Here is a 23,343-nt window from a genome sequence, read left to right on the forward strand (position 1 = left end):
GCCGCCGCGCCCTCGCGCCCTCGCGCCGCCGCGCCCTCGCGCCCTCGCGCCGCCGCGCCCTCGCGCCCTCGCGCCGCCGCGCCCTCGCGCCTTCGCGCCGCCGCGCCGCCGCGCCTTCGCGCCGCCGCGCCTTCGCGCCGCCGCGCCCTCGCGCCGAGCACCGCGCGACCGGGCGGGCGGGCGTCCGCCGGGCCGACCGGGGGAGGGGGAACAGTGGAGCGCGGGCGGGCTCGCACACGGCCTCCGCTCCGTCGGCGCCCGGCCGGTGGCGGGCGTCCGCCGGGGAGCCCAGGAGGCCCGCGGGCCGGGCGGCGCCCGTGGCGGTGGGCCGGGCGGCGGGGAGCCCGGCCGGCGGACGGCCGCGGGCGGATGCCGCGGCCGACGGGTGTTCCGGCCGGCCGAAGGCCGTCGGGTGCCGGGGCCGGGCCGGAGGCCGGTGGCGGGCGTGCCCGGTGCGGGGGCGGTGCGCGGAGTCCGGGGCGACGGCGCCCTGGGACGGGGCGCGCGATGGTTACGGGGCGGGTTCGGGGGTACCGGCAGTCGGGTCGGCCCACGGCCCCGGGCCCGGCCGGGCGACGTCACTCCGTGCCGTCCGTCCGCTGGCCGCCCACGGACTCCACCGGGAGACTGGCCCCATGCGCACTGTCACAGCAACGGCCGCCGCAGTCACCGCAGCCCTGGCGGCGGCCGGCGCGGCGAGCGTCGCCGCCGGCCGGCTGGCCAGCGACGCCGCGCTCAAGGCGCCCCCCGGCCGGCCCCTGCCCACCGAACCCCGGCTCACCGTGCACGGGACCGCCGCCGGGCAGATCACCCTCACCCGGGACCTGGCCGCGCTGCGCCCCGGCCGCTACGGCCTCGCGGGCGACGCGTCCCACGCGATCGTCGGCCCGGTCCTGAACGGCGCCCAGCACGGCGCCGACACCGTCGTACGCCGCCTCGAAGGCGTCACACACGGCACCTTCAGCGCCGGCGACAAGGCCTGGCTCACGCCCAACCTGCACGTCGGCACGCCCGGCACCGCCCTCGGCCTGGACCACACCGACGTCGAGGTCCCCGGCGAACTCGGCCCGCTCCCGGCCTGGTTCGTACCCGGCGCCCGCCCCACCTGGATCATCGCCGTGCACGGCCTGGGCACCACCCGCGAACACGCCCTGAACCTCATGGCCCCCCTGCACGAGCGGCACGTCCCGGTGCTCGCCCTCGCCTACCGCGGCGACGCCGGCGCCCCGCCCTCGCCCGACGGCCTGCACCACTTCGGCGAGAGCGAGTGGCGCGACGTGGACGCCGCCGTCCACTACGCCCTCGACCACGGCGCCCGCCAGATCGTCCTGCTCGGCTGGTCCACCGGCGCCACCATGGCCCTGCGCACCGCCGCACGCTCCGCCGCCCGCGACCGCATCGCGGGGCTCGTCCTGGACTCCCCGGTCCTCAGCTGGGAGACCACCCTGCGCGCCCTGGCCGCAGCCCGGCACACGCCCGGCGTGCTGCTGCCGCTCGCGGTCCGCGCCGCGCAGGGCCGTGCCGGGCTGCACGCCGACGGCTCCGCCGAGCAGGTCGGCCGCGAGCCGCTCACGGTGCCGGCCCTCGTCTTCCACGGCCCCGACGACACGGTCGCCCCCTGGCGCTTCACCCGCCGCTTCGCCGACGCCCACCGGAACCTGGTCTCCCTCCACACCGTCCCGGGCGCCCCGCACGGCGCCATGTGGAACGCCGATCCCGACTCCTACGAAGAGACCCTGCGCCGCTTCATGACCCCCCTCGTCTGACCCCGGCGGGCCCCGCCCCGACCCGCGCCGCGCAGGTTCCGTTCAGGGCCGTACCGGTGGCCGGTTCCACCGCCCGGGCCGCCTGCCGAGGCCCCGCGCCGGCCGCTCCCGTCGCCGCCCCGGGCATTCCGTTTGGGTTTTCGGACCGTCAACCGGAAGACTGCACCCGTGACGTCCCGTATTCCGCGCGACTCCAGGCTTCGACTCGTCCGTCCGCGACCCCTGGCCGCCGCCCCCAGAGCGATGAACCAGCGGCGCCCGCACCGCGCCGCACCGCGCCCCCCGGAGGGCACACCGGCCCGGTCGGAACTGGCCCGCATGGCGCGTTCCGGCCTGGCCGACGCCGCCCGCATCGCCCGCTGGGCCGACGCCGCCCTCGGCCCCGGCCGCGGCAGCGCGACCGCCGACGGCAAGGCCACCCTGTCCGACACGACCGCCGAACACGCGGCCCGCGAGCTGGGTCTGACCGTGGCCGAGGTCCGTGCCGACTGGGACACCGCCCGCCTCGCCGGCCTGATCGAGGTCCACGGCGGCACCGCCCGCCCCGGCTGGCGCCTGCGCGCCTGGAACCGCGACGACAGCGCCGTCCTGCGCGGCTGGGTCGCCCTCTTCGACGCCTGGTCGCTCGCCCACCCCGAGCCCGACGGCCACGAGCCCGCCGCCGTCGCCGAGGTCGTCTCCGCGATGCCCCAGGTGCTCTCCTTCCTCCAGCTGTCCGCCGGGCCCGTCCCCGTGGCGCAGCTCCTGGACCTGCTGGAGCAGCGCGTCACCGAACTGCGCACCGAGCGCTGCGAGGTCCCCTACGGCCCCCGGCTCGAACCGGGAACCCCCGAGGCCCCGCAGCCCCAGCAGCCCGCGGCCGGCGCCGACGGCACCCCGCTCGCCCCCCTGCTCGACTGGGCCCTGCACGCCCTTGCCTCCGTCGGCGCCCTCACCTGCGGCGACGGCCACGCCACCCTCACCCCGCTGGGCAGCTGGGCGGTCTGGATCAAGCTGGAGCAGATCTGCGTGGCCGCGCAGAGCCCCGCCGGGAACATCGAGCAGTCGGCCGAGGACATGCTCCGCGGCTGCGCCCGGCTCCGCCCGAACGCGGCCCGCGCCGAGTACCGGGCCTGGCTCGCCGCCCGCCCCGTCGGCAGCGCCGTCACCGAGCTGCTCGCCGCCGCCCGCGGCGAGGACGCCCTGCTGCGCGGCCTCGCCTTCGAGGCGCTGCGCGTCGTCGGCGCCCCCGCCGAACCCGACGTCCGCGCCGTGCTCGACGAGCCCACACTGCGCCCGTACGCCCTGCTGTGGCTGGCCGAGCACGACGGCGCCGACCCCGAGGACGCCCACGAGGTCCTCACCCGCCAGGAGGCCACCTGGCTGTGGGTCGACACCGCGGCCGCCGTGGCCGACCACGGCGAGGCCCCGCTGCTGGTCCGGCATCTGGAGTCCGCCGTGCAGCCCACCGTCCCGGCCCTCCTCGACGAGGTCCGCGCCGTCGGGCACCCGCGCACCGTCCAGGTCCTGGTCGCCCTCGCCGCCGCCCACCCCGACCCGGCCCTGGCCAAGGCCGTCCGCCGGGCCGCGTTCCAGGTGCACACGGGAGGCAGCTGAACGGAGCTTGGTCCCCGCGCGGTGGTCCGGGCGCCGGACGCCGGCCCCGGATCTCGGGCGCGTACGTCCCGAAGCCCCGGATGCCGCCCGCCGGGCCGCGCGGCCCGGCGGACCGTGCGGCCCGGGGCCCGGCGGGACCGGCGCCCGGGAAAAGTGGTTGCACGGTCCCGTTAGACTGGCCCCATGGCCATTCTCCTCGCGCATTAGACGGCGGGAAACGTCCTCAGCCGCCCATCCCGTCAACCACCCGCCCTGGAGTCTGTCCGTGATCTCCGCCTCCGGCATCGAGCTGCGCGCCGGTGCCCGCGTCCTCATCGAAAACGCCACCTTCCGCGTCGCCAAGGGCGACCGCATCGGTCTGGTCGGCCGCAACGGCGCCGGCAAGACCACCCTCACCAAGGTCCTCGCCGGTGAGGGCATCCCCGCCGGCGGCACCGTCACCCGCTCCGGCGAGGTCGGCTACCTCCCGCAGGACCCGCGCACCGGCGACCTCGACGTGCTGGCCCGCGACCGCATCCTCTCCGCCCGCGGCCTGGACACCCTGATCCGCAAGATGCGCGAGAACGAACAGCGCATCGCCAACGGCCAGGGCTCCACCCGGGAGAAGGCCCTCAGGCAGTACGAGCGCCAGGAGACGGAGTTCCTCACCAAGGGCGGGTACGCCGCCGAGGCCGAGGCCGCCACCATCGCCGCCGCGCTCAACCTGCCCGACCGCGTGCTCGGCCAGCCCCTGCACACGCTCTCCGGCGGTCAGCGCCGCCGGGTCGAGCTGGCCAGGATCCTGTTCTCCGACGCGGACACGCTGCTGCTCGACGAGCCGACGAACCACCTCGACGCCGACTCCATCGTCTGGCTGCGGGACTACCTGAAGACCTACCGCGGCGGCTTCATCGTGATCTCCCACGACGTCGACCTGGTCGAGACGGTCGTCAACAAGGTGTTCTACCTGGACGCCAACCGCTCCCAGATCGACGTCTACAACATGGGCTGGAAGCTCTACCAGCAGCAGCGCGAGGCCGACGAGAAGCGCCGCAAGCGCGAGCGCGCCAACGCCGAGAAGAAGGCCGCCGCCCTGCACTCGCAGGCCGACAAGATGCGCGCCAAGGCCACCAAGACGGTCGCCGCGCAGAACATGGCCCGCCGCGCCGACAAGCTGCTGTCCGGCCTGGAGGCGGTCCGCCAGTCCGACAAGGTCGCCAAGCTCCGCTTCCCGGAGCCCGCGCCCTGCGGCAAGACCCCGCTGATGGCCGAGGGCCTGTCCAAGTCGTACGGCTCCCTGGAGATCTTCACCGACGTCGACCTGGCCATCGACAAGGGCTCCCGGGTCGTCATCCTCGGTCTCAACGGCGCCGGCAAGACCACCCTGCTGCGCCTGCTCGGCGGCGTGGAGGAGCCCGACACCGGCAAGGTCGTCCCCGGCCACGGCCTCAAGCTCGGTTACTACGCGCAGGAGCACGAGACCCTCGACCCGGACCGCACGGTCCTGGAGAACATGCGTTCCGCCGCGCCCGACATGGACCTCGTCGAGGTCCGCAAGGTGCTCGGTTCGTTCCTGTTCTCCGGTGACGACGTCGACAAGCCGGCCGGGGTCCTGTCCGGCGGCGAGAAGACCCGCCTGGCGCTCGCCACCCTCGTGGTCTCCTCGGCGAACGTGCTGCTGCTCGACGAGCCGACGAACAACCTCGATCCGGCCAGCCGCGAGGAGATCCTCGGCGCGCTGCGCACCTACAAGGGCGCGGTCGTGCTCGTCACCCACGACGAGGGCGCCGTCGAGGCGCTCCAGCCGGAGCGGATCATCCTGCTTCCGGACGGCGTCGAGGACCTGTGGGGTTCCGACTACGCGGATCTCGTCGCCCTCGCTTGATCGAACGGATGATCCACTGGGTATGGATCATTCGGCCGATCCGTGATCCACCATCTGTGTGAGATCTCCTCATCATGAGGTGTGTCCTACATCGATTTCGCGGCCGGGGCCTCCACGATGGAGGCCCCGGCCGCCTTGTCTTTCTGACCTGCGGTTTCACCAGGGAAATCGTTCGGCCGCAGGCGCGCGAACCTTTGGAATTGTGTATTCCGTATGTGGGGACGCGCTCCTGTCGTCACCACCTTGTCTCATCGACCTTGCCGAATGGGTGGCCATGAGACCCCTGAGGGGTGATCATGAGGAGACCAGAGCGCACTTCCCATGAGGAGGCACGGGTGGCCGAGACTCTGAAGAAGGGCAGCCGGGTGACCGGCGCCGCGCGCGACAAGCTCGCGGCAGACCTGAAGAAAAAGTACGACGCCGGTGCGAGCATCCGGGCGTTGGCCGAGGAAACCGGCCGCTCGTATGGCTTTGTGCACCGCATGCTCAGCGAGTCGGGCGTCACGCTCCGAGGGCGTGGCGGGGCGACCCGGGGCAAGAAGGCCGCATCGGCCTGATCCACCCCGGGTGGCCCCTCGGCTCCGATGGTGGCCACCCGGTCGGTCGTCCGGCCGGCCGGGTGGTTACTGTGCAGTCACTCAGCTCTGTCGTGGTACGGCGTGGCAGCCGGCGCACGGCGGGGACGACGACCGCACCCTTCGGAGGCGCCCCATGGCTTCGCCCGCCCACGACCCCGGTCCCGCACTCGACAAGGACGGCGTGCGGCTCACCGTCGACGACGCGATCGCCACGGTGACGCTGACCAACCCCGCCAAGCGCAACGCGCAGAGCCCCGCTCTGTGGCGCGCGCTCACCGAGGCGGGCCGGCTGCTGCCGGGCTCCGTCCGGGTCGTCGTGCTGCGGGCCGAGGGCAAGTCCTTCTCGGCCGGCCTCGACCGGCAGGCGTTCACGCCCGAGGGCTTCGACGGTGAACCGTCGTTCATCGACCTCGCCCGGGGCGGCGACGCCGAGCTGGACGGGACCATCGCCGAGTACCAGGAGGCGTTCACCTGGTGGCGGCGCAGTGACCTCGTGTCCGTCGCCGCCGTGCAGGGACACGCCATCGGGGCCGGTTTCCAGCTGGCCCTCGCCTGTGACCTGCGGGTCGTCGCGGACGACGTGCAGTTCGCCATGCGCGAGACCAGCCTCGGCCTCGTGCCGGACCTGACGGGCACGCATCCCCTGGTGTCCCTGGTCGGGTACGCCCGCGCGCTGGAGATCTGCGCGACCGGGCGGTTCGTCGCGGCCGAGGAGGCCGTGAGCACCGGCCTCGCCAACCTCGCCGTGCCCGCGGACCAGCTCGACGGCGCCGTGCACGACCTGGTGACCGCCATCCTGTCCGCGCCGCGCGACGCGGTCGTCGAGACCAAGGCGCTGCTGCAGGGCGCCCGGAGCCGGGACTACGAGGCCCAGCGCGCCGCGGAGCGCGCCGCCCAGGGACGCCGGCTGCGCGACCTGGCGGGACTCGGCGACTGAACCTTCGGCGGCGGGCCGAGCGGGACACCCACGGCTCCCGCCGGTACGGGCGAGCGCGACGCCGTGTCCGCCGCCGGTGGCCGAAGCGGTCACGCGGTCCCGGACCCACGGGACCGGTGCGGCCCGGCCGTACCCCGGAGGGATGCGCGCCGGGGCGGCGGGCACGCTCCGTGTGAGCGCGTCCTGGGGAGGGCGTGCAGGCGACCGGCGTCGTCCCGCCGCCCTCGGACCGTCACGGGAACGTGCCGCCCTCACGTCCGCGGCACGCCCCGCCGTCCCGCCCGGCCGGTCCCGCTCGCTCCGCCCGGCGCGGTCAGCCGATCGCCGTCACCAGGACGGCCACCGTGGGACGGTCCGGCAGGGCGGCGGCCACTGCCGCCCGTACCGCCCGGGCCACCTCCGCGGCCGGCCGGTCCGCGCCGACCGCCAGCTCCACCCGGACATGGCGGCGCGGCAGGGCCGCCTCCCGCCCGGTGTCCTGCTCCGTGATGTGCACCGGACGGCCCAGCGCGTCGGTCAGCCCCCGTACGCCGGGGACCGCCAGCGCGGCGCCCGCCGCGCGGCCCTCGTCCGTCCCGTCCGCCTCCACCCGGACCACCGGGCGGCCCGCGGCTTCGGCATCGGGCCCCGGCTCCGGCGCGGCACCGGGGGCCGGCTCCGGTGCCGCGTCGAGCAGGTCCGTCGCCCGGAGGTCGACCTCCGTCACCGTCAGACCGACCCGGCGCGTCGCCGCCTCGGCCAGCGCCGCGCGCAGGCGGCCGGCCGCGGCCGGCACGGGCTCGGCCGCCGATGCCGCGAAGTCGGCCGTCACCCGCAGCGGACCGGGCGGCAGCGCGCTCGGCGGCGCCGGCACGACCGGCTCTCGGCTCTCCTCCGGGGCGGCGTGGGCGATGCGCAGACGCCCGGGACGGACGCCCGGCACGCCCCGGGCCGCGGCCAGCAGCACCTCCCGTGCCGCGCGTTCGGCGACCCACGCGCCGTCCCGCGGCCCGCCCAGGGGCAGCAGCCTGCCGAGCCCCAGTTGCTCCCGTACCGTCCGCGTCCACCGATCAGGCGTTGTCATTCCTTCAGCCTGCCGCATCCACGGCGCGCGATTGCGGCACCGTGCTTACGGTGGTGAGAACGACGACCGAAGGGACGTGCGGCCATGAGCGATGTGACGGAGAAGGACACGCTGGAGACCGGCAGGGCACAGGGGGTCCGGCGCGGAGGCGGCGACCCCGGAGCCCGCGGCCGGACGACCATCGCCGACGGCGTCGTGGAGAAGATCACCGGGATGGCGGCACGTGATGTCGCGGGTGTGCACGCCATGGGCAGTGGGATGTCGCGGACCTTCGGTGCCGTACGGGACCGGGTGCCGGGCGGGTTCAGGTCGGTGACGCGCGGTGTGAAGGCCGAGGTCGGCGAGAAGCAGACGGCGCTCGATCTGGAGATCGTCGTCGAGTACGGCGTGTCGATCATCGACGTGGCCCGGGACGTACGGGAGAACGTGGTGGCGGCGGTGGAGCGGATGACCGGCCTCGAGGTCGTCGAGGTCAACATCGCGGTGAGCGACGTGAAACTGCCGGACGAAGAGGACGAGGAGCAGGAAGAGCCGCGGATCAAGTGACGGGAACGCGGACTGAGGGGAGCGCACCATGAGCATGGCGGTGGTCGGCATGATCGCCGGGATGGCGCTGGGATTCGCCGGGTACTTCGGCGGGTTCGGCGCCTTCCTGCTGGTGGCGGCCCTGGGTGCCGTCGGGTTCGTCGCCGGCCGGTTCCTGGAGGGGGACATGGACCTCGGCGACCTGTTCCGCTCCCGTGACGACCGGCGGCGGTGACCGGCGTGAGCGAAGGGCCCGGCGAGGTCCGTGAAGCCCCGGTGCCGGTCCCCGCGGGCGAGCGCGGGGCCACGCGGATCGCCGACCGGGTCGTCGCCAAGATCGCCGCCCGGGCGGCCCGCGAGGCGCTCGGGGTGCTCCATCCGGACGCCGAGCGCCCGTACGCCACCGTCGTCGTCCACCACGACACCGCCCGGGTGCGGGTCCACGTCGAACTCGACTACCCCTGCGACATCGGTGCCCGCTGCGGTCAGGTGCGCCACCACGTCGTCCAACAGGTACGCGGACTGGCCGGCATGGCGGTGCCGGAGGTCGGCGTCGAGGTGGAGCGGCTGCACCTGGCGGCGGAGTACGGCGCGCGACAGCGGAGGACGCGATGAGCGAACCCCAGGGCTCCGAGGGCAGCACGCAGCACCTGCCCGTCATGGAGAGGAAGACGGACGGCACCGCGTCCGGGCCGCAGCCCCTGCCCGAGGGCGAACGCGGACCGCGCGGCCGCTTCTGGTCGGCACGCCGTGTCCCCGCCGGCATCGTCGCCCTGCTGCTCCTGGTCGCCGCGGGCGCCTTCCTCTACGACGTCGTCGCCGTCCGCGCCGGCCGCTCCGCCCTGGGCTGGCGCCGGGAGCTGGCCCGGCAGCTCGCCGAACGGCCCCTCGACGACACCTGGGTGCGGGTCGGCGCCGGCGTCGCCGCCGCCCTCGGCCTCTGGCTGCTGGTGCTGGCGCTCACGCCCGGCCTGCGCAGGATGCTGCCGATGCGGCGCACCCACCCGGACGTCCGCGCGGGACTGCACCGGAAGGCCGCCGCCGCGGCGCTGCGCGACCGGGCCGTGGAGGTCGCCGGTGTGCAGTCGGCGCGCGTGCGGATGCGCCGCAGGAAGGCCAGGGTGCGCGCGCTCGCGCACTTCAGGGAACTGGACGACGTACGAGCCGATCTGGACGGCGTGCTCGACGACACGGTGCGCGGGCTGGGCCTGGCCCGGCCGCCCGCCGTGTCGGTCCGGGTGGCGCGGCCGGGACGGAAGGGGTGAGATCCGTGCTCAGGACCGTCGACCGTGTGCTGCTCGGCCTCGTGGGCCTGGTCCTGCTCGCCGTGGGCGGAGCCGTCCTCGCGGTGGGGTTCGACGTGTCGCCGCCCTCCTGGTGGGTGCACCAGGGGCCGCACGACGTGCTCCTCGGTGATGCCGAGCGGACCCGCTGGCGGGACGCCGGCTGGTGGTGGCCGGCCCTCATCGCCGCGCTCGCGGTCCTGCTGCTGCTCGCCCTGTGGTGGCTCGTCGCGGTGCTGCGCCGCCGTCGGCTCTCCGAGGTCCTCGTCGACACCGGCGACGGCGAGGGCGCGGTGCTGCGCGGCCGGGCCCTGGAGGACGTCCTCACCCGGGAGACCGACCGGGTGGACGGGGTCGAACGGGTCAAGGTCCGGCTCACCGGGCGGCGCGACGCCCCGCGGGCCCGCGTCCGGCTGCGGCTGGCCCCCCACGTCGACCCCGGCACCGCGCTGGACGACCTCACCGCGCGCGCCCTCACCCACGCCCGCGAATCGGCCGGTCTCACGGCCCTGCCGGCGGAGGTACGCCTCCACGGCGTCAGACACCACGCCGAACGGGTCAGCTGACGCACGCCCGGCCGCCGGCGCGGGCACCCGGGCGTCGCTCACCGGCCCAGCAGGCCCGGACCCAGCAGGCCCGGACCCAGCAGGCCCGGACCAAGGCCCGGGCCCAGAAGGTCTAGAAGCCGCGCCGCCCCCCGCCGTCCACCGGCAGCATCACACCCGTCACGTACGACGCCGCGGGCGACAGCAGGAACGCCGCCGTACGGCCGAACTCCTCGGGAGCCCCGTAGCGGCGCAGCGGGATGCGGGACTCGCTCGCCGCCCTGGTCGCCTCCGGGTCGGCGGACAGGCCGTCCAGCTCGCGCACCCGGTCGGTGTCGATGCGGCCCGGCAGCAGGCCGACGACGCGGATGCCGCGCGGGCCCAGTTCGTCGGCGAGGGACTTGGCGAAGCCCGCCAGCCCCGGCCGCAGGCCGTTGGAGATGGTCAGGCCCGGGATCGGTTCGTGCACGGACCCCGACAGCACGAAGCCGATCACGCCGCCGTCGTCCAGCTCGGCGGCCGCCGTGCGGGCCAGCCGCACCGCACCGAGGAAGACCGACTCGAACGCGGACCGCCACTGTTCGTCGGTGTTGTCGGCGACGAAGCCGGGCGGCGGCCCGCCCACACTGATCAGGACCCCGTCGAAGCGTCCGAAACGCTCACGCGCGGCCGCGACCAGCCGGGCGGCGGCCTCGGGGTCGGCGTTGTCGGCGGCCACGCCCACCGCGTCCGGGCCCAGCGCGGACGCGGCGTCCGCGACGCTCTTCTCGTTCCGCCCCGTGACGACCACCTTCGCGCCGTCGGCGACCAGCTCGCGCGCGGCGGCGTTGCCCAGGCCACGGGTGGCTCCGGTGACGACGTACACCCGGTCCTTCAGTCCAAGATCCATGACTCCTATCCTGCCCCCTCGTCCCCGTACAGGGCGAGGGCGGTGTTCACCAGGCCGATGTGGCTGAACGCCTGCGGGAAGTTCCCGAGCTGACGGCCCGCCACCGGGTCGTACTCCTCGGCCAGCAGTCCCACGTCGTTGGCGAGCCCCACCAGCCGCTCGAACAGCTCCCGGGCCTCCTTGGTCCGGCCGGTCGCGCCCAGGGCGTCCGCGTACCAGAACGAGCACACCAGGAAGGTGCCCTCGCCGCCCGGCAGACCGTCCACGGGCGGGCCCTCGGTGCTGTAGCGGCGTATCAGGCCGTCCCGGGTCAGCTCCTCGCCGATCGCGTCGACCGTGCCGACGACACGGGGGTCGTCCGGCGGCAGGAAACCCACCCGGGGGATGAGGAGCAGCGCGGCGTCCAGCTCCGCCGAGCCGTAGGACTGGGTGAAGGTGTTGCGCTCGGGGTCGTAGCCTTTCTCGCACACCTCCCGGTGCACCTCCTCGCGCAGCGCGCGCCAGCCGTCCAGGTCGCCGCCCAGCTCCGGGTGGTCCTCCAGGGTGCGCACCGCCCGGTCGGCGGCCACCCAGGTCATCACCTTCGAGTGCACGAACTGCCGGCGTCCGCCGCGCACCTCCCACAGCCCCTCGTCCGGCTGCCGCCAGGCCGTGGCCAGGAAGTCCATCAGCGCGCACTGGAGCTCCCACATCTGCGGCTGCGGACGCATGCCGGCCAGCCGGGCCAGCGACAGGGAGTCCATGACCTCGCCGTACACGTCCAGCTGGAGCTGGTTCACGGCGTCGTTGCCGATGCGTACCGGCGACGACCCGGCGAAGCCGGGCAGCCACGGCAGCTCCGACTCGGGCAGCCGCCGCTCGCCCGCCAGGCCGTACATGATCTGCAGGTCGGCCGGGTTGCCCGCGACCGCGCGCAGCAGCCAGTCGCGCCAGGCCTCGGCTTCCTCCAGGTACCCGGCCGACAGCAGGGCGCCGAGCGTGAGCGTGGAGTCGCGCAGCCAGCAGAAGCGGTAGTCCCAGTTGCGCACGCCGCCCGGTTCCTCGGGCAGCGAGGTGGTGGCGGCCACGATGCCGCCGGTCGGCCGGTAGGTGAGCGCCTTCAGCGTGATCAGGGAGCGGACCACGGCGTCCCGGTGCGGACCGTCGTAGCGGCAGTGCGCGGCCCAGGCACGCCAGTCCTCGACGCTGTGCTCCAGCGACTCGTACGGGTCGATCAGCGGCGGGCGCGGCTCGTGCGAGGGGTGCCAGGTGAGGACGAACGCGACCTTCTCGCCCTCGGCGACCGTGAACTCCGCGTGCGTCCCGAAGTCCTGCCCCCAGCTGTGCACCTCCGGCTCACTGCGCAGCCACGCGGAGTCCGGTCCCGCGACGGCCACCCGGTGACCGTCGGACCGGCGCACCCACGGCACGATCGAGCCGTAGTCGAAGCGCAGCCGCAGCGCGCTGTGCACGGTGACCTCGCCGCGCAGGCCCTCCACGACGCGCACCAGGTCGGGGGCGCGGTCGCGCTGCGGCATGAAGTCGGTGACCCGGACGGCGCCGTCGGCGGTCTCCCACTCGGTGTCCAGGACGAGGGTGTCGGGGCGGTAGGCACGCCGGGTGCAGCGCCCGGCGCCCACGGGGGCGATGCGCCAGTGGCCGTTGTCCTCGTCGCCGAGCAGCTTGGCGAAGCAGGCGGCGGAGTCGAAACGGGGCAGGCACAGCCAGTCCACGGAGCCGTCCGCGGAGACCAGGGCCGCGGTCTGCTGGTCGCCGATGAGCGCGTAGTCCTCGATGCGGGGGTGCACGGGATTGCGTCTTCCCGGCCGGTGGCGGAGCAATCGGTTCCGGACCGGCGGCCGCACGCCCGCGGGCACACCGTCACACGGTGGCGGGTTCCGCCTCCGCGCTCTCCACGGGCTCGGCGTTCTCCCGGTCGCGCTTCTCGCGGCGGACCAGGATCCACCAGCCGACCGGGACGGCCGCGGAGAACAGCCACCACTGGATCGCGTACGCGTAGTTCAGCGCGGCGTCCTCGTTGCCCGGCTTGCCGATCGGCTCCGGGGTGTCGCCCTTCGGCTCCGGCGCCGTCAGGACGACGTATCCGCCGAGCACCCGGGCGTCCAGGCGGGCGGCCTCCCGCTCGCTGCTGATGAGCATGATCTGCCGGTCCGGCAGGTCCTTGAGGTCCTTGATGCCGCTCGCGGCGGTCGTCTCGTCGGGCATCATCCGCCCGGTGAGGGTGATCTCTCCCCGGGGCGGTGCGGGAACCTCGGGGAACGCGGTCTGGCTGGGGCCGTCCGCGGGGATCCAGCCCCGGTTGACGAGCAGGACCTTGCCGTCGTCGAGGACGAACGGGGTCAGCACGTGGTAGCCGACCTTGTCCTGGGAGTTCGTGCGCCGGCGGACGACGACCTCGTGGTCCGTGTCGAAGCGGCCCTTCGCGGTCACGGAGCGGTACCGCTCGCGGGTGGTGATCTTCTTGCCGGGAGCGGTCAGCGACTCCACCGGCACCGGCTCCGCACCGAGCGCCTCGGCGACCAGGTCGTTCCGGGCGGTGCGCTCCTCGTAGCGGTGCATCTGCCAGAAGCCCAGTTTGATCATCGTCGGGATGAGCAGCAGGGCGACCAGCGTGATGATCACCCACTGGCGGGACAACAGGAAGCGGTACACGCGTCGACGGTACCTTGCCGAAACGCGGCCCTCGCCGGTGGGGCCGGACGAGGACCGCGGCCCCGCGCCGGCGGGAACCACATCCGGCCTCAGACCTTGTCGACGATGCCCGCCCTCCCCTCCGCGCGGGCGCAGTGGGCGCCGCAGTACCAGTGGCCCTCGACCTCGACGCCCTGGCCGATGATCTGCACCCGGCAGTGCTCGCAGATGGGGGCCATCCGGTGGATCGCGCAGGAGAAGCAGTCGAAGACGTGCACCGCCCCCTGGGCGTGGACCTCGAAGGTCATTCCGTAGTTGTTGCCGCAGACTTCGCATGTCGCCATGGGGCACAGGGTGGGCCGTGGCGGGGGCGCGGGCGAGCGGGTGCCGGGCGAGTCGTCCGGCAATCACCCGTCCGTACGGGTCAGTCGTCCGCGGGCTCGACGTCCGCCAGCAGCTGCCCGAAGGCCGCCTCGTCCACCACCGGCGTGCCGTACTGCCGGGCCTTGACCACCTTCGACGTGCCCGAGTCCGGGTCGTTGGTGACCAGCAGGCTGGTCAGCCGGGACAGGCTGGTGGCGACGTGGAGTCCGGCCTCGGTGGCGCGGTCCTCCAGCAGGTCCCGTTCGATCGAGGTGTCGCCCGAGAAGGCGACCCGCATGCCCTGCTTGAGTCGTTTGCCCACTTCGTACCGGCCCGGGTTGGGATAGGGGCACGCGGGCCTCTTGCGGGAGGGGCGCCAACCGCTCTGCCGGTGGCCGCCGTAGCCCGTCTGCTGCCCGAGCCGGGGTGCGGGCCGGTCCGACCACTCCGTCAGCGGCCGGCACTCGTGCAGCGGCAGCCGCAGTCCGCCCGCCGCCGCGGCGTGCAGGCTCGGCCGGAACGCCTCCGCCAGCACGCGCGCGTCGTCCAGCGCGTGGTGCGCCCGCTGCTGCACGACACCGAAGTGCGCGGCCAGCGACTCCAGCTTGTGGTTGGGCAGCGGCAGCCCCAGCTCCTTGGAGAGCGCGATGGTGCACAGCCGTTGCCGCACCGGGGCCGCACCCTCCGCGCGCGCGTACTCCCGGGCGATCATCTGCCAGTCGAAGACGGCGTTGTGCGCGACGAGCACCCGTCCGTCGAGCCGGGCCGCGAACTCCGCGGCGATGTCCCGGAACAGGGGCGCGCCCTCGAGCACCTCGCTCGTCAGCCCGTGTATCCACACCGGACCCGGGTCCCGTTCCGGATTGACCAGCGTGTACCAGTGGTCCTCGACCTCTCCGCGCGCGTCCAGCCGGTAGACGGCCGCGGAGATGATGCGGTCGTCGCGGGCCAGGCCGGTGGTCTCCACGTCGACGACCGCGTACCCCTGCGGATACGCGGCCGGCCACGCGGTGGCGGACGGCGCTGCGGTCGTGCGGTCTTCGAGCATGGTCCATGAGGATACGGGCCGCGACTGACAGTCCCTCCCCGCAGGTGCCCCGCCGGGCCCCGCGCACCGCCGCCGTGCCATGTCCTGCCGCCCGGGCCGGGGGCGCCGCGACCACGACCGCCGGGACCGGCCGCGGAGCACCGGCCGGACGCCCCGGCGCCTCGGACGGCGTGCCCCGGGTGTGACGGAACCCACGCGCGGCGAGGGACCCTCCGGCCCGGTCTCACCAGCGGATCGGCACCGGAAGCGCCGTCAGGAGTCCCGACACCGCGACCACCACGCCGAGGGCGACGACCTCCCCGCGCGCGGGGGAGCAGGCGGACAGCGGGTCGGCGGCGCGACCCAGCCGGATCCGGGCCCACAGGGCGAGGGCGGCGACGGCCGCCACCAGGATCACCTTGGCGAGCAGCACCCTCCCGTACGCCGTGTCCGTCAGCTGGTCCAGGATCGTGCCCGCCGGCATCCGGCGCAGCGAACTGCACACCCCCGTCGCCGTGACGGCGGCCAGCAGAACGGCCGCCACGCGCGCGTAGAGACCCAGCAGGGCCGCGCCCGCCGCGGCGCCCCGCCACCCGCGCAGGACGCGCAGCGCGTACAGCAGGCCGCCCACCCACAGTGACGCGCACGTCAGGTGGACCAGGGTCAGGCCGGAGCCGATCAGGGGGCTGTACTCGGTGGTGGGGTGGGCGCGCAGGGCCTCCGCGACGATCACGGCGGCCAGCGGCCAGACCTGGGTGCCCGGCCGGCGCGAGACGGCGCACAGGCCCGCCACGAGGAACGCGTTGACCTCGAGGAGCGCGAGCTTGCCGTCGCGGGACGCGTAGAGGCCGCCGACGTCGATCTCGGCGATGCCGCCCGGCACCAGGTTGCCGGTGGCCACGACCGACGCGAGCCCCAGCGCGGCGGCGAACGCGACGGCGTTCGCCGCCGGGGACCAGCTGCGGGGCCGGCCCGGGGGAGCTCCGGGGAGGGACCGGGCCAGCCGGTTCACGAACAGTTCGCCGACCGGGACGCTCAGTGCCGCGAACAGCACCGTGCGCAGCAGGGCGATGCCGCCCGTGCCGGGTGCTTCGGCCTCTCCGGTGCCGTGCAGGGCGGGGGACGGGCCGAGCACGGGTATCAGCGCGGCCAGCGCCACCAGCGCGAGAACGGCCGCGGCCCGGCCGGTGCCGGAGGGCCGTGCGTGCCGTCCGGCGCCGGCGGCCGGGGACGGGGGTCTTGTCGAGGTCACCTCTGGATCTTCACCAACTCCCCCAGAAGCGGGCAAGTTCTGGAAAAGAAACCGGCGCCGCGTCACAGCCACGCCGCGGCGTCCGCCCCCCAGGGCCCCGGTGGGCGGGCCCAGTCGGCCGGGCCGCCGGCGTAGGACACCGGCGGCAGGGCGTACCGCAGCCGCCCGAGCGGGCTGTCCCGTTCGGCGAGCCAGGGCTCCGGCCCCGGGTGCGCCCCCGCGTGCTCGCGCCGGTCCGGTCCCGTGCCGTCCGGCCGGACCGCGTCCATGAGCCAGGCGGCGGTCCGCGCCAGGGACAGCCGTACCAGCCGGCTGCCGCCCTCCCGCGACCGGTCGGTCAGGGACCGCAGTACGGCGGCCGCCAGCAGATGGCCCGTGCCGTGGTCGAGGGCCTGCGCGGGCAGGGCCCCGGGCCGCTCGGCGGACCCCTCGACGGCGGCGATGCCGGTGGCGGCCTGCACCAGGCTGTCGAAGCCGCGCCGCCCCGCCCACGGCCCGTCCGCGCCCCAGGCCGACAGCTGGGCCACGACCAGCCCGGGCCGGCGCTCGGCCAGGGCCCGGGGAGAGAGCCCGAAGCGGTCCAGGGAGCCCGGCCGGTACCCGGTGACGACGACGTCCGCCCCGGCCAGCAGCTCCTCGAACGCCGCCCGGCCGGACGCCAGGTCCAGCGCCGCCGACCGCTTCCCGAAGCCCGTGTCGGCGTGCTGGTCGGGCAGTTCCGGCAGACCGGGCGGGTCCACGCGCAGCACGTCCGCGCCGAGCAGCGCGAGGGTGCGGGTGGCGACCGGGCCCGCGATGACCCGGGTCAGGTCCAGGACGCGCAGCCCGGCGGCGGGGGAGGCGAGGGAGGCCGGGGCGGGCGTGAACGCGCGCACGGGCGCCGGGCCCAGGAGCTCGCGCTCGACCAGGGGACGCCGGGCCACCGCAGCGCCCTGCCCGTGCGCCGCCCACTGTTCCGGGGTGCGCAGCGCGACCGCCAGGCCGCCGGCCGCGTACACCGCCTCCTCGGCCTCGAGGGCGGACCGTTCGCCGAGCGCCGCCGCCACGAGCTCCGGGTCGTCCGGCAGGTCCAGGGCGGCGAGCAGGCGCCGCCGGTGGTGCGGATAGTTCGCGTGGGTCCGCAGCCAGCCGTCGGCGGTGCGCCAGAACCGGGACAGCGGCGCGAACGACACCGGCTCCCGGCCGGCGATCCGCAGGTGCCGCTCACTGGTGAACGCGGTGGCGACGGCTCCGTCGTCCACGCGCACGCCGGGCACCCGCGCGAGCCCCGCCCGTCGCGCCGCCAGCTCGGCGGCGGCCAGCGCGCACACGCCGACGCAGATCCGGGCGGACTCCCGCACGGGAAGGCGCCCCGGAAGGGCACCCTCCCGCACGGTGGTCGTCACGCGCCGGAGGAGGGCGGGGTCACCGCCCAGAGCGGACCAGGCGTGGTCGAGGTCGGTCATGACAGCACCATGCAGTACCGACCGGATCGACGGGAAGGCCGGGTGCCGGCTCCTACCGGGTTCCGCCGGGTCCTACCGGGTCACCGCGTCCAGCGCGTCGGCCGTGCCCCAGCCGTAGAAGCCGTTGCGGTTCTTCGACCCCTCGCACACCGCGTCCACCTTGCCGTCGCCGTCGATGTCGTACGGCTTGGTGCACGGCGTGGCGTCGGCCTGCGCGTACAGCAGCGCCTTGACCATGGCCGGGGAGGCGTGCGGGTGCGTCGACTTGATCAGCGCGGCGACACCGGCGACGTGCGGCGACGCCATCGACGTACCGGCCATGTAGCCCCACTTGCCGCCCGGCAGCGTGCCCAGGATCAGGCCGCTGGTCGCCGGCGGCGCCGGCTTCTGGTAGGCGGTCGAGTCGCCGCCGGGCGCGGCGATGTCGATGACGCCCAGACCGTAGTTGGAGAAGGACGACTTCAGGCCCTTGGCCCCGGTCGCCGCCACCGTGACGACACCCGGCAGCTGGGTCGGGATGTCGTAGCACTCCGACGGGTCGATCACCCGGTCACCGGGCGTGGTGTCGTTGGGGGAGGACGGGTCGAGGATCTCGTCGGAGGCGAGGTCGTAGTTCTCGTTGCCGGCCGCGGCGACGTTGACCGCGCCCTTCTTCTCCGCGTACCGCGAGGCCCGCGAGACGGCCTCGACGAGCGCCTTCTGGTCCGGGTCGTTCTTGCAGTTGAAGTACCACGGGTCGGTGTAGTAGCTGTTGTTGGTCACGTCGACGCCGTGCTCGGCCGCCCACATGAAGCCGCAGACCACGGCCTCGGTGTAGAAGAAGCCGTCCGGGTTGGACACCTTGATGCCCGCGACCTTCACGCCCGGCGCCACGCCGGTCATGCCGACGCCGTTCTTCGCGGCGGCGATCTCCCCGGCCACGTGCGTGCCGTGCGGGCTCTCCGCCGCGCCCGGCCGCCAGGCGCCGTCGGTGGTGTCCGGCTTGCCCGCCACGCAGTTGACCGACGCCCGCCGGTCGAAGTTCGGCGCGATGTCCGGGTGCGTGTCGTCGACGCCGGTGTCGATCACCGCGACGGTCACCTTGCTGCTGCCCAGCGACTTCTCGTGCGCCTTGTCCGCCTTGATGGCCGGCAGGTCCCACTGGAGGGACTCCAGCGGGTCCTTGCCCTCGGCGGCCTGGGCGGCGGCGGCCTCCCGCGCGCTGAGCACCTTCGGGGTGCCCACGTCGGTCGTCGCCGCCGAGGGCAGCGGCGCCGTGCGGGTGGCACCGGCCGACTGCACGCCGGGCGCCTTGCGCACGGTCTTCGCGAAGTCCGGGTTCGCCGAGTGGACGACGACCACGCCGATCCGGTCGTACGATGTCACGATCGTGCCGCCGGCCTTGGCTATCGCACGCTTCACGTGCGCCGAAGGGCCGTGGCCCGGCTGGACGTTGACGACGTAGCTGAGCGAGGCCGCCTCGGCGGTGGCCGCGGGCGCCTCGGCCGCGGTGGCCTGGACGCCCGGCAGGAAGGCGAGCGCCGTCGCCATGGCCATGCCGACCGGCACGGCGAGAGCGCGACGGTGACGGGAGCGGGACACTGTCATGTGCGAGGTCTCCAGTTCGTTCGAGATGCCGAAGTGCGGTGGCGGGTGCCGAAGTGTGCTGGGGGGTGGGTCACTTCACCGCGCGCAGCGCGTTGACGATGCCGAACCCGTAGAAGCCGTTGACCCGGCTGCCGCCCTCGCACGTCGCGTCCTGTGTGCCGTCGCCGTCCTGGTCGTAGGAGGCCGGGCAGCCCGGGTTGTCCGCCTGGGCCTTCAGCAGCGCCTGCAGCTGGGCCGGGGAGGCGTGCGGGTACTTCGACTTCAGCAGCGCGGCGACGCCGGCGGCGTGCGGCGAGGCCATCGACGTGCCCTGAAGGTAGGCGTACTGGTTGTTCGGCATGGTGGACAGGATCCGGCCGTCCTTCGACGGCGTGTCCGGGAGCTGGTAGCGCCGGTCGCCGCCCGGCGCCGCGACGTCCACCACGCCCTTGCCGTAGGAGGAGTAGTACGACTTGAGGTTCTGCACGCCCGTCGCGCTGACCGTGACGACGCCCGGCAGCTGGGTCGGCACGTCGAAGCACGCGTGCGGGTCGACGGTCCGCGTCACCGGCGTGGAGTCGTCCGGGCTGGAGGCGTCGACGATCGCGTCGGAGTCCAGGTCGTGGTTGGAGTTGCCCGCCGAGGCGAGGTGGAGCGTGCCCTTCTTCTGGGCGTACAGCTGGGCCCGGTTGACCGCGTCGACGATGGCCCGCTGGTCGGGGTCGTCCATGCAGTTGTACAGCCACGGGTCGACGTAGTAGCTGTTGTTGGTGATCTCCACGCCGTGGTCGGCGGCGAACACGAAGGCGCAGACGACGTTCTCGGGGTAGAACAGGCCGTTGTCCGGGTCGCTCACCTTGATGCCGGCGACCTTCACGCCCGGGGCGACGCCGGCGACGCCGATGCCGTTGCGGGCGGCGGCTATCTCCCCGGCCACGTGGGTGCCGTGGTAGTCCTCGGCGGTGTACGGCCGCCAGGCGCCCTCGCTGGTGTCCGCCTTGCCGCCGACGCAGTTGGCGGACTGGGACGCGGAGAAGTTCGGCGCGAGGTCCGGGTGGGTGTCGTCGACGCCGGTGTCGATCACGGCGACGGTGACCTTGTCGCTGCCCGGGTTGATCTTCGCGGCCTTGTCGGCGCCGATCGCGCGCAGGTCCCACTGGTCCGCTTCGAGGGGCTCGCCGGCGCCCGCGGCCCTGGACGCCTTCGCGGTCCGTGCGGCCTGGTCGGCGGAGAGGATCTCCGCCGCGCCCTCGTCCGTCGTCCCGGCGGCGGTCAGCGGCGCGGTGCGGGTCGCACCGGCCGACTGCACTCCGCGCACCGCGCGCACGGTCTTCGCGAAGTCCGGGTTCGCCGAGTGCACGACGATGACACCGATCTTCTCGTACGTGGCCACCACGCTGCCGTCGGCCGCGGCGATCGCCTTCTTCACCGAGGCGATCGTGCGGTGGTCCGCCTTCGTGTTGACGACGTACGCCAGCTTCGGCGCGTCCGCGGCCCGCGCGGTGGCCTCCACCCGCTCGGCGGCCGACACCCCCGCCGCCGGCAGGAAGCCGAGCGAGGCGGTCAGCGACAGCGCGACCGGCACGGCGAGGGCGAGCCGACGTCTGGAACGCAGATGAACCATGGGGTCTCCACATCATCCGGAAACGAGACCGGCCCGGGACGCGGATGGTCCTCGGGCAGGTACATGACGCAGTGGTGCAGGGCGAAGCTATCCCCGAAGTCGTCGGCCAGCAATGATTCCTCCCAAGTGACTTGGGGAAAGTGCCACGGATGTTGAACCACGCCCCGGCAGTGGCCGTGTGGTTGGACAGGGGGCCCGAGCACGACCGGGCCCCCGTGAGAACACCGAGGTCCAAGCCGTCATGTCCGTCGTACGAGGAGACTCCGTGGCCACCGACGCACCGCCCCCCTCGAAAGAGGAACACCGACTCCCCTCCGCCGAGGAGTTCTCCGAGGTGCAGCAGAGTGCCGAGTTCGCCGAACTGCGCCGCACCTTCCGCTCCTTCGCCTTCCCGCTGACGATCGCCTTCGTCGCCTGGTACCTGCTCTACGTGCTGCTGTCGAACTACGCCGGCGACTTCATGGGCGCCAAGCTGTTCGGCAACATCAACGTCGCGTTCGTCTTCGGTCTCGCCCAGTTCGTCACCACGTTCCTCATCGCCTGGTGGTACTCGCGGCACGCCGCCGCGAAGCTCGACCCCAAGGCCGAGGCCATCAAGTCCCGGATGGAGGGCGGCGCATGAGCCCCGCACAGACCTCTCTCGCCGCCGAACTGGCCGCCAACGAGGCCAGCGAGCACCGGCCGCTGATCATCACGCTCTTCGCCGTGTTCGTCCTCGCGACGCTCGGCATCACCGTCTGGGCGGGCCGCCAGACCAAGGACGCCGCCGACTTCTACGCGGGCGGCCGCCAGTTCAGCGCCTTCCAGAACGGCCTCGCCGTCTCCGGCGACTACATGTCGGCCGCGTCCTTCCTCGGCATCGCCGGTGCCATCGCCCTCTTCGGCTACGACGGCTTCCTGTACTCCATCGGCTTCCTGGTCGCCTGGCTGGTCGCCCTCCTCCTGGTCGCCGAACCGCTCAGGAACTCCGGCCGCTACACGATGGGCGACGTCCTCGCGTACCGCATGCGACAGCGCCCCGTGCGCACCGCCGCCGGCACCTCCACGATCGTCGTGTCGATCTTCTACCTGCTGGCCCAGATGGCCGGCGCGGGCGTCCTCGTCTCGCTGCTGCTCGGCATCACCTCCGACGCCGGCAAGATCCTCATCGTCGCCCTCGTCGGCGTCCTGATGATCGTGTACGTCACCATCGGCGGCATGAAGGGCACCACCTGGGTCCAGATGGTCAAGGCCGTGCTGCTGATCGGCGGCACCGTCCTGATCACCTTCCTGGTGCTGCTGAAGTTCGACTTCAACATCTCCGACCTGCTCGGCAAGGCCGCCGAGAACAGCGGCAAGGGCTCCGCCTTCCTGGAGCCCGGCCTCCAGTACGGCGCGACCGGCACCACCAAGCTCGACTTCATCTCCCTGGGCATCGCCCTGGTACTCGGCACGGCAGGCCTGCCGCACATCCTGATCCGCTTCTACACCGTGCCCAACGCCAAGGCCGCCCGTAAGTCCGTGAACTGGGCGATCGGCATCATCGGCGCCTTCTACCTGATGACCATCGCCCTCGGCTTCGGCGCCGCCGCGCTCATCGGGCAGAAGGAGATCATCGCCTCCAACCCGTCCGGCAACACGGCCGCGCCGCTGCTCGCCCTGCACGTGGGCGGCGTCGACTCGGCCTGGGGCGCGATCCTGCTCGCCACGATCTCGGCGGTGGCCTTCGCGACCATCCTCGCCGTGGTCGCCGGCCTCACCCTCGCCTCCTCGTCGTCCTTCGCGCACGACATCTACGCCAACGTCATCCGCAAGGGGCGGGCGACCGAGAAGGAGGAGATGCGGGCGGCCCGCTGGGCGACCGTCTTCATCGGCATCGTCTCCATCGCGCTCGGCGCCCTCGCCCGCGACCTGAACGTGGCCGGCCTGGTCGCCCTGGCCTTCGCGGTCGCGGCCTCCGCCAACCTGCCGACCATCCTCTACAGCCTGTTCTGGAAGCGGTTCACCACCCAGGGCGCCCTGTGGTCGATCTACGGCGGTCTGATCGTCGCCGTCGGCCTGGTGCTGTTCTCGCCCGTCGTCTCCGGCGATCCCAAGGCGATGTTCCCGGACGTCGACTTCGCCTGGTTCCCGCTGAAGAACCCGGGCATCATCTCCATCCCGTTCGGCTTCCTCATGGGCTGGCTCGGCACGGTCCTGTCCAAGGAGGAACCCGACAAGGCGAAGTACGCGGAGCTCGAGGTCCGGTCGCTGACCGGCACGGGCGCCCACTGATCCCACCCCGCCGCGGCCCCGTCGTAGATCCCTACGACGGGGCCGCGGCATACGTCGTAGGGATCGGGCCGCTGTCGATGTCGGCGCGGTCACGTAGGCTCGCAGGTGTCGGGGGACAGAAGCGCTCCGCCGATCC

At 74.1% G+C, this 23,343-nt stretch carries 22 protein-coding genes; 12 read left to right on the forward strand and 10 right to left on the reverse strand.

What is annotated here, in order from left to right:
- Positions 1–635 precede the first annotated feature (635 nt).
- From ACIRFH_RS16370 to ACIRFH_RS16390, 5 genes are all read left to right on the forward strand, one after another.
- On the forward strand, positions 636–1,766 hold the full coding sequence (locus ACIRFH_RS16370) for an alpha/beta hydrolase (RefSeq protein WP_403520993.1): 1,131 nt from the start codon (positions 636–638) through the stop codon (positions 1,764–1,766).
- A gap of 168 nt (positions 1,767–1,934) precedes the next feature.
- A complete protein-coding gene (locus ACIRFH_RS16375; RefSeq protein WP_403520995.1) occupies positions 1,935–3,362 on the forward strand; it encodes a hypothetical protein in 1,428 nt (475 codons plus the stop codon).
- A 265-nt stretch (positions 3,363–3,627) separates the two neighbouring features.
- Positions 3,628–5,226 carry an ABC-F family ATP-binding cassette domain-containing protein gene (locus ACIRFH_RS16380; protein WP_403520998.1) on the forward strand — a complete coding sequence of 533 codons (1,599 nt, stop codon included), beginning with the start codon at positions 3,628–3,630 and terminating at the stop codon, positions 5,224–5,226.
- Between the two features lie 335 nt (positions 5,227–5,561).
- A complete protein-coding gene (locus tag ACIRFH_RS16385; protein ID WP_018567695.1) occupies positions 5,562–5,783 on the forward strand; it encodes a helix-turn-helix domain-containing protein in 222 nt (73 codons plus the stop codon).
- A gap of 154 nt (positions 5,784–5,937) precedes the next feature.
- Entirely contained in the window at positions 5,938–6,741 is an 804-nt protein-coding gene (locus ACIRFH_RS16390; protein ID WP_403521000.1) for an enoyl-CoA hydratase/isomerase family protein, read from the forward strand.
- Positions 6,742–7,054: 313 nt separating this feature from the next.
- Here the strand turns inward: ACIRFH_RS16390 and ACIRFH_RS16395 are convergent, their stop codons facing one another.
- Positions 7,055–7,804 carry a nucleopolyhedrovirus P10 family protein gene (locus tag ACIRFH_RS16395; RefSeq protein WP_403521002.1) on the reverse strand — a complete coding sequence of 250 codons (750 nt, stop codon included), beginning with the start codon at positions 7,802–7,804 and terminating at the stop codon, positions 7,055–7,057.
- Between the two features lie 84 nt (positions 7,805–7,888).
- Between ACIRFH_RS16395 and ACIRFH_RS16400 the strand changes: the two genes are divergently transcribed.
- From ACIRFH_RS16400 to amaP, 5 genes are read left to right on the forward strand one after another with little or no spacing between them, the layout of a single operon-like run.
- Positions 7,889–8,350, forward strand: a complete 462-nt coding sequence (locus tag ACIRFH_RS16400) for an Asp23/Gls24 family envelope stress response protein (RefSeq protein WP_403521004.1) — start codon at positions 7,889–7,891, stop codon at positions 8,348–8,350.
- 28 nt (positions 8,351–8,378) lie between these two features.
- A complete protein-coding gene (locus ACIRFH_RS16405; RefSeq protein ID WP_403521006.1) occupies positions 8,379–8,564 on the forward strand; it encodes a hypothetical protein in 186 nt (61 codons plus the stop codon).
- Positions 8,561–8,944 carry an Asp23/Gls24 family envelope stress response protein gene (locus tag ACIRFH_RS16410; protein ID WP_403521008.1) on the forward strand — a complete coding sequence of 128 codons (384 nt, stop codon included), beginning with the start codon at positions 8,561–8,563 and terminating at the stop codon, positions 8,942–8,944. The genes ACIRFH_RS16405 and ACIRFH_RS16410 overlap by 4 nt, the downstream gene beginning before the upstream one ends.
- Positions 8,941–9,594 carry a DUF6286 domain-containing protein gene (locus ACIRFH_RS16415; protein WP_403521010.1) on the forward strand — a complete coding sequence of 218 codons (654 nt, stop codon included), beginning with the start codon at positions 8,941–8,943 and terminating at the stop codon, positions 9,592–9,594. The genes ACIRFH_RS16410 and ACIRFH_RS16415 overlap by 4 nt, the downstream gene beginning before the upstream one ends.
- On the forward strand, positions 9,591–10,178 hold the full coding sequence (amaP, locus tag ACIRFH_RS16420; RefSeq protein ID WP_403521012.1) for an alkaline shock response membrane anchor protein AmaP: 588 nt from the start codon (positions 9,591–9,593) through the stop codon (positions 10,176–10,178). Before ACIRFH_RS16415 ends, amaP begins: the two co-directional genes overlap by 4 nt.
- Before the next feature lie 112 nt (positions 10,179–10,290).
- On the opposite strand, the gene ACIRFH_RS16425 is transcribed toward amaP, so the two are convergent.
- From ACIRFH_RS16425 to ACIRFH_RS16465, 9 genes are all read right to left on the reverse strand, one after another.
- Complete coding sequence (locus ACIRFH_RS16425; RefSeq protein WP_403521014.1) at positions 10,291–11,046, reverse strand: SDR family oxidoreductase; 756 nt, start codon at positions 11,044–11,046, stop codon at positions 10,291–10,293.
- Positions 11,047–11,051: 5 nt separating this feature from the next.
- On the reverse strand, positions 11,052–12,833 hold the full coding sequence (locus tag ACIRFH_RS16430; RefSeq protein WP_403521016.1) for a glycoside hydrolase family 15 protein: 1,782 nt from the start codon (positions 12,831–12,833) through the stop codon (positions 11,052–11,054).
- Between the two features lie 73 nt (positions 12,834–12,906).
- Positions 12,907–13,698 (reverse strand): SURF1 family protein, encoded by a 792-nt coding sequence (locus tag ACIRFH_RS16435; protein ID WP_403521018.1) that lies wholly within the window; start codon positions 13,696–13,698, stop codon positions 12,907–12,909.
- Positions 13,699–13,787: 89 nt separating this feature from the next.
- Complete coding sequence (locus tag ACIRFH_RS16440; RefSeq protein WP_071528763.1) at positions 13,788–14,021, reverse strand: hypothetical protein; 234 nt, start codon at positions 14,019–14,021, stop codon at positions 13,788–13,790.
- Between the two features lie 80 nt (positions 14,022–14,101).
- Positions 14,102–15,088: a DEDDh family exonuclease gene (locus tag ACIRFH_RS16445; protein WP_403521020.1), complete on the reverse strand. Its 987-nt coding sequence runs from the start codon at positions 15,086–15,088 to the stop codon at positions 14,102–14,104.
- 223 nt (positions 15,089–15,311) lie between these two features.
- Positions 15,312–16,319 carry a CopD family protein gene (locus ACIRFH_RS16450; RefSeq protein ID WP_403521022.1) on the reverse strand — a complete coding sequence of 336 codons (1,008 nt, stop codon included), beginning with the start codon at positions 16,317–16,319 and terminating at the stop codon, positions 15,312–15,314.
- A 62-nt stretch (positions 16,320–16,381) separates the two neighbouring features.
- Entirely contained in the window at positions 16,382–17,764 is a 1,383-nt protein-coding gene (locus tag ACIRFH_RS16455; protein WP_403521024.1) for a CoA transferase, read from the reverse strand.
- Between the two features lie 72 nt (positions 17,765–17,836).
- On the reverse strand, positions 17,837–19,351 hold the full coding sequence (locus ACIRFH_RS16460) for a S8 family peptidase (RefSeq protein WP_403521026.1): 1,515 nt from the start codon (positions 19,349–19,351) through the stop codon (positions 17,837–17,839).
- 70 nt (positions 19,352–19,421) lie between these two features.
- The gene (locus tag ACIRFH_RS16465; RefSeq protein ID WP_403521028.1) at positions 19,422–20,954 is read right to left on the reverse strand and encodes a S8 family peptidase; all 1,533 of its coding nucleotides are present in this window, start codon (positions 20,952–20,954) and stop codon (positions 19,422–19,424) included.
- Positions 20,955–21,219: 265 nt separating this feature from the next.
- Here ACIRFH_RS16465 and ACIRFH_RS16470 point away from each other — a divergent pair, with 265 nt between their 5' ends.
- On the forward strand, positions 21,220–21,576 hold the full coding sequence (locus ACIRFH_RS16470; RefSeq protein WP_403521031.1) for a DUF485 domain-containing protein: 357 nt from the start codon (positions 21,220–21,222) through the stop codon (positions 21,574–21,576).
- Positions 21,573–23,207 (forward strand): cation acetate symporter, encoded by a 1,635-nt coding sequence (locus ACIRFH_RS16475; RefSeq protein ID WP_403521033.1) that lies wholly within the window; start codon positions 21,573–21,575, stop codon positions 23,205–23,207. Before ACIRFH_RS16470 ends, ACIRFH_RS16475 begins: the two co-directional genes overlap by 4 nt.
- The last annotated feature ends 136 nt before the right edge of the window (positions 23,208–23,343 follow it).

The organism is Streptomyces sp. NPDC093586 (assembly GCF_044764905.1).
GTDB lineage: Bacteria > Actinomycetota > Actinomycetes > Streptomycetales > Streptomycetaceae > Streptomyces.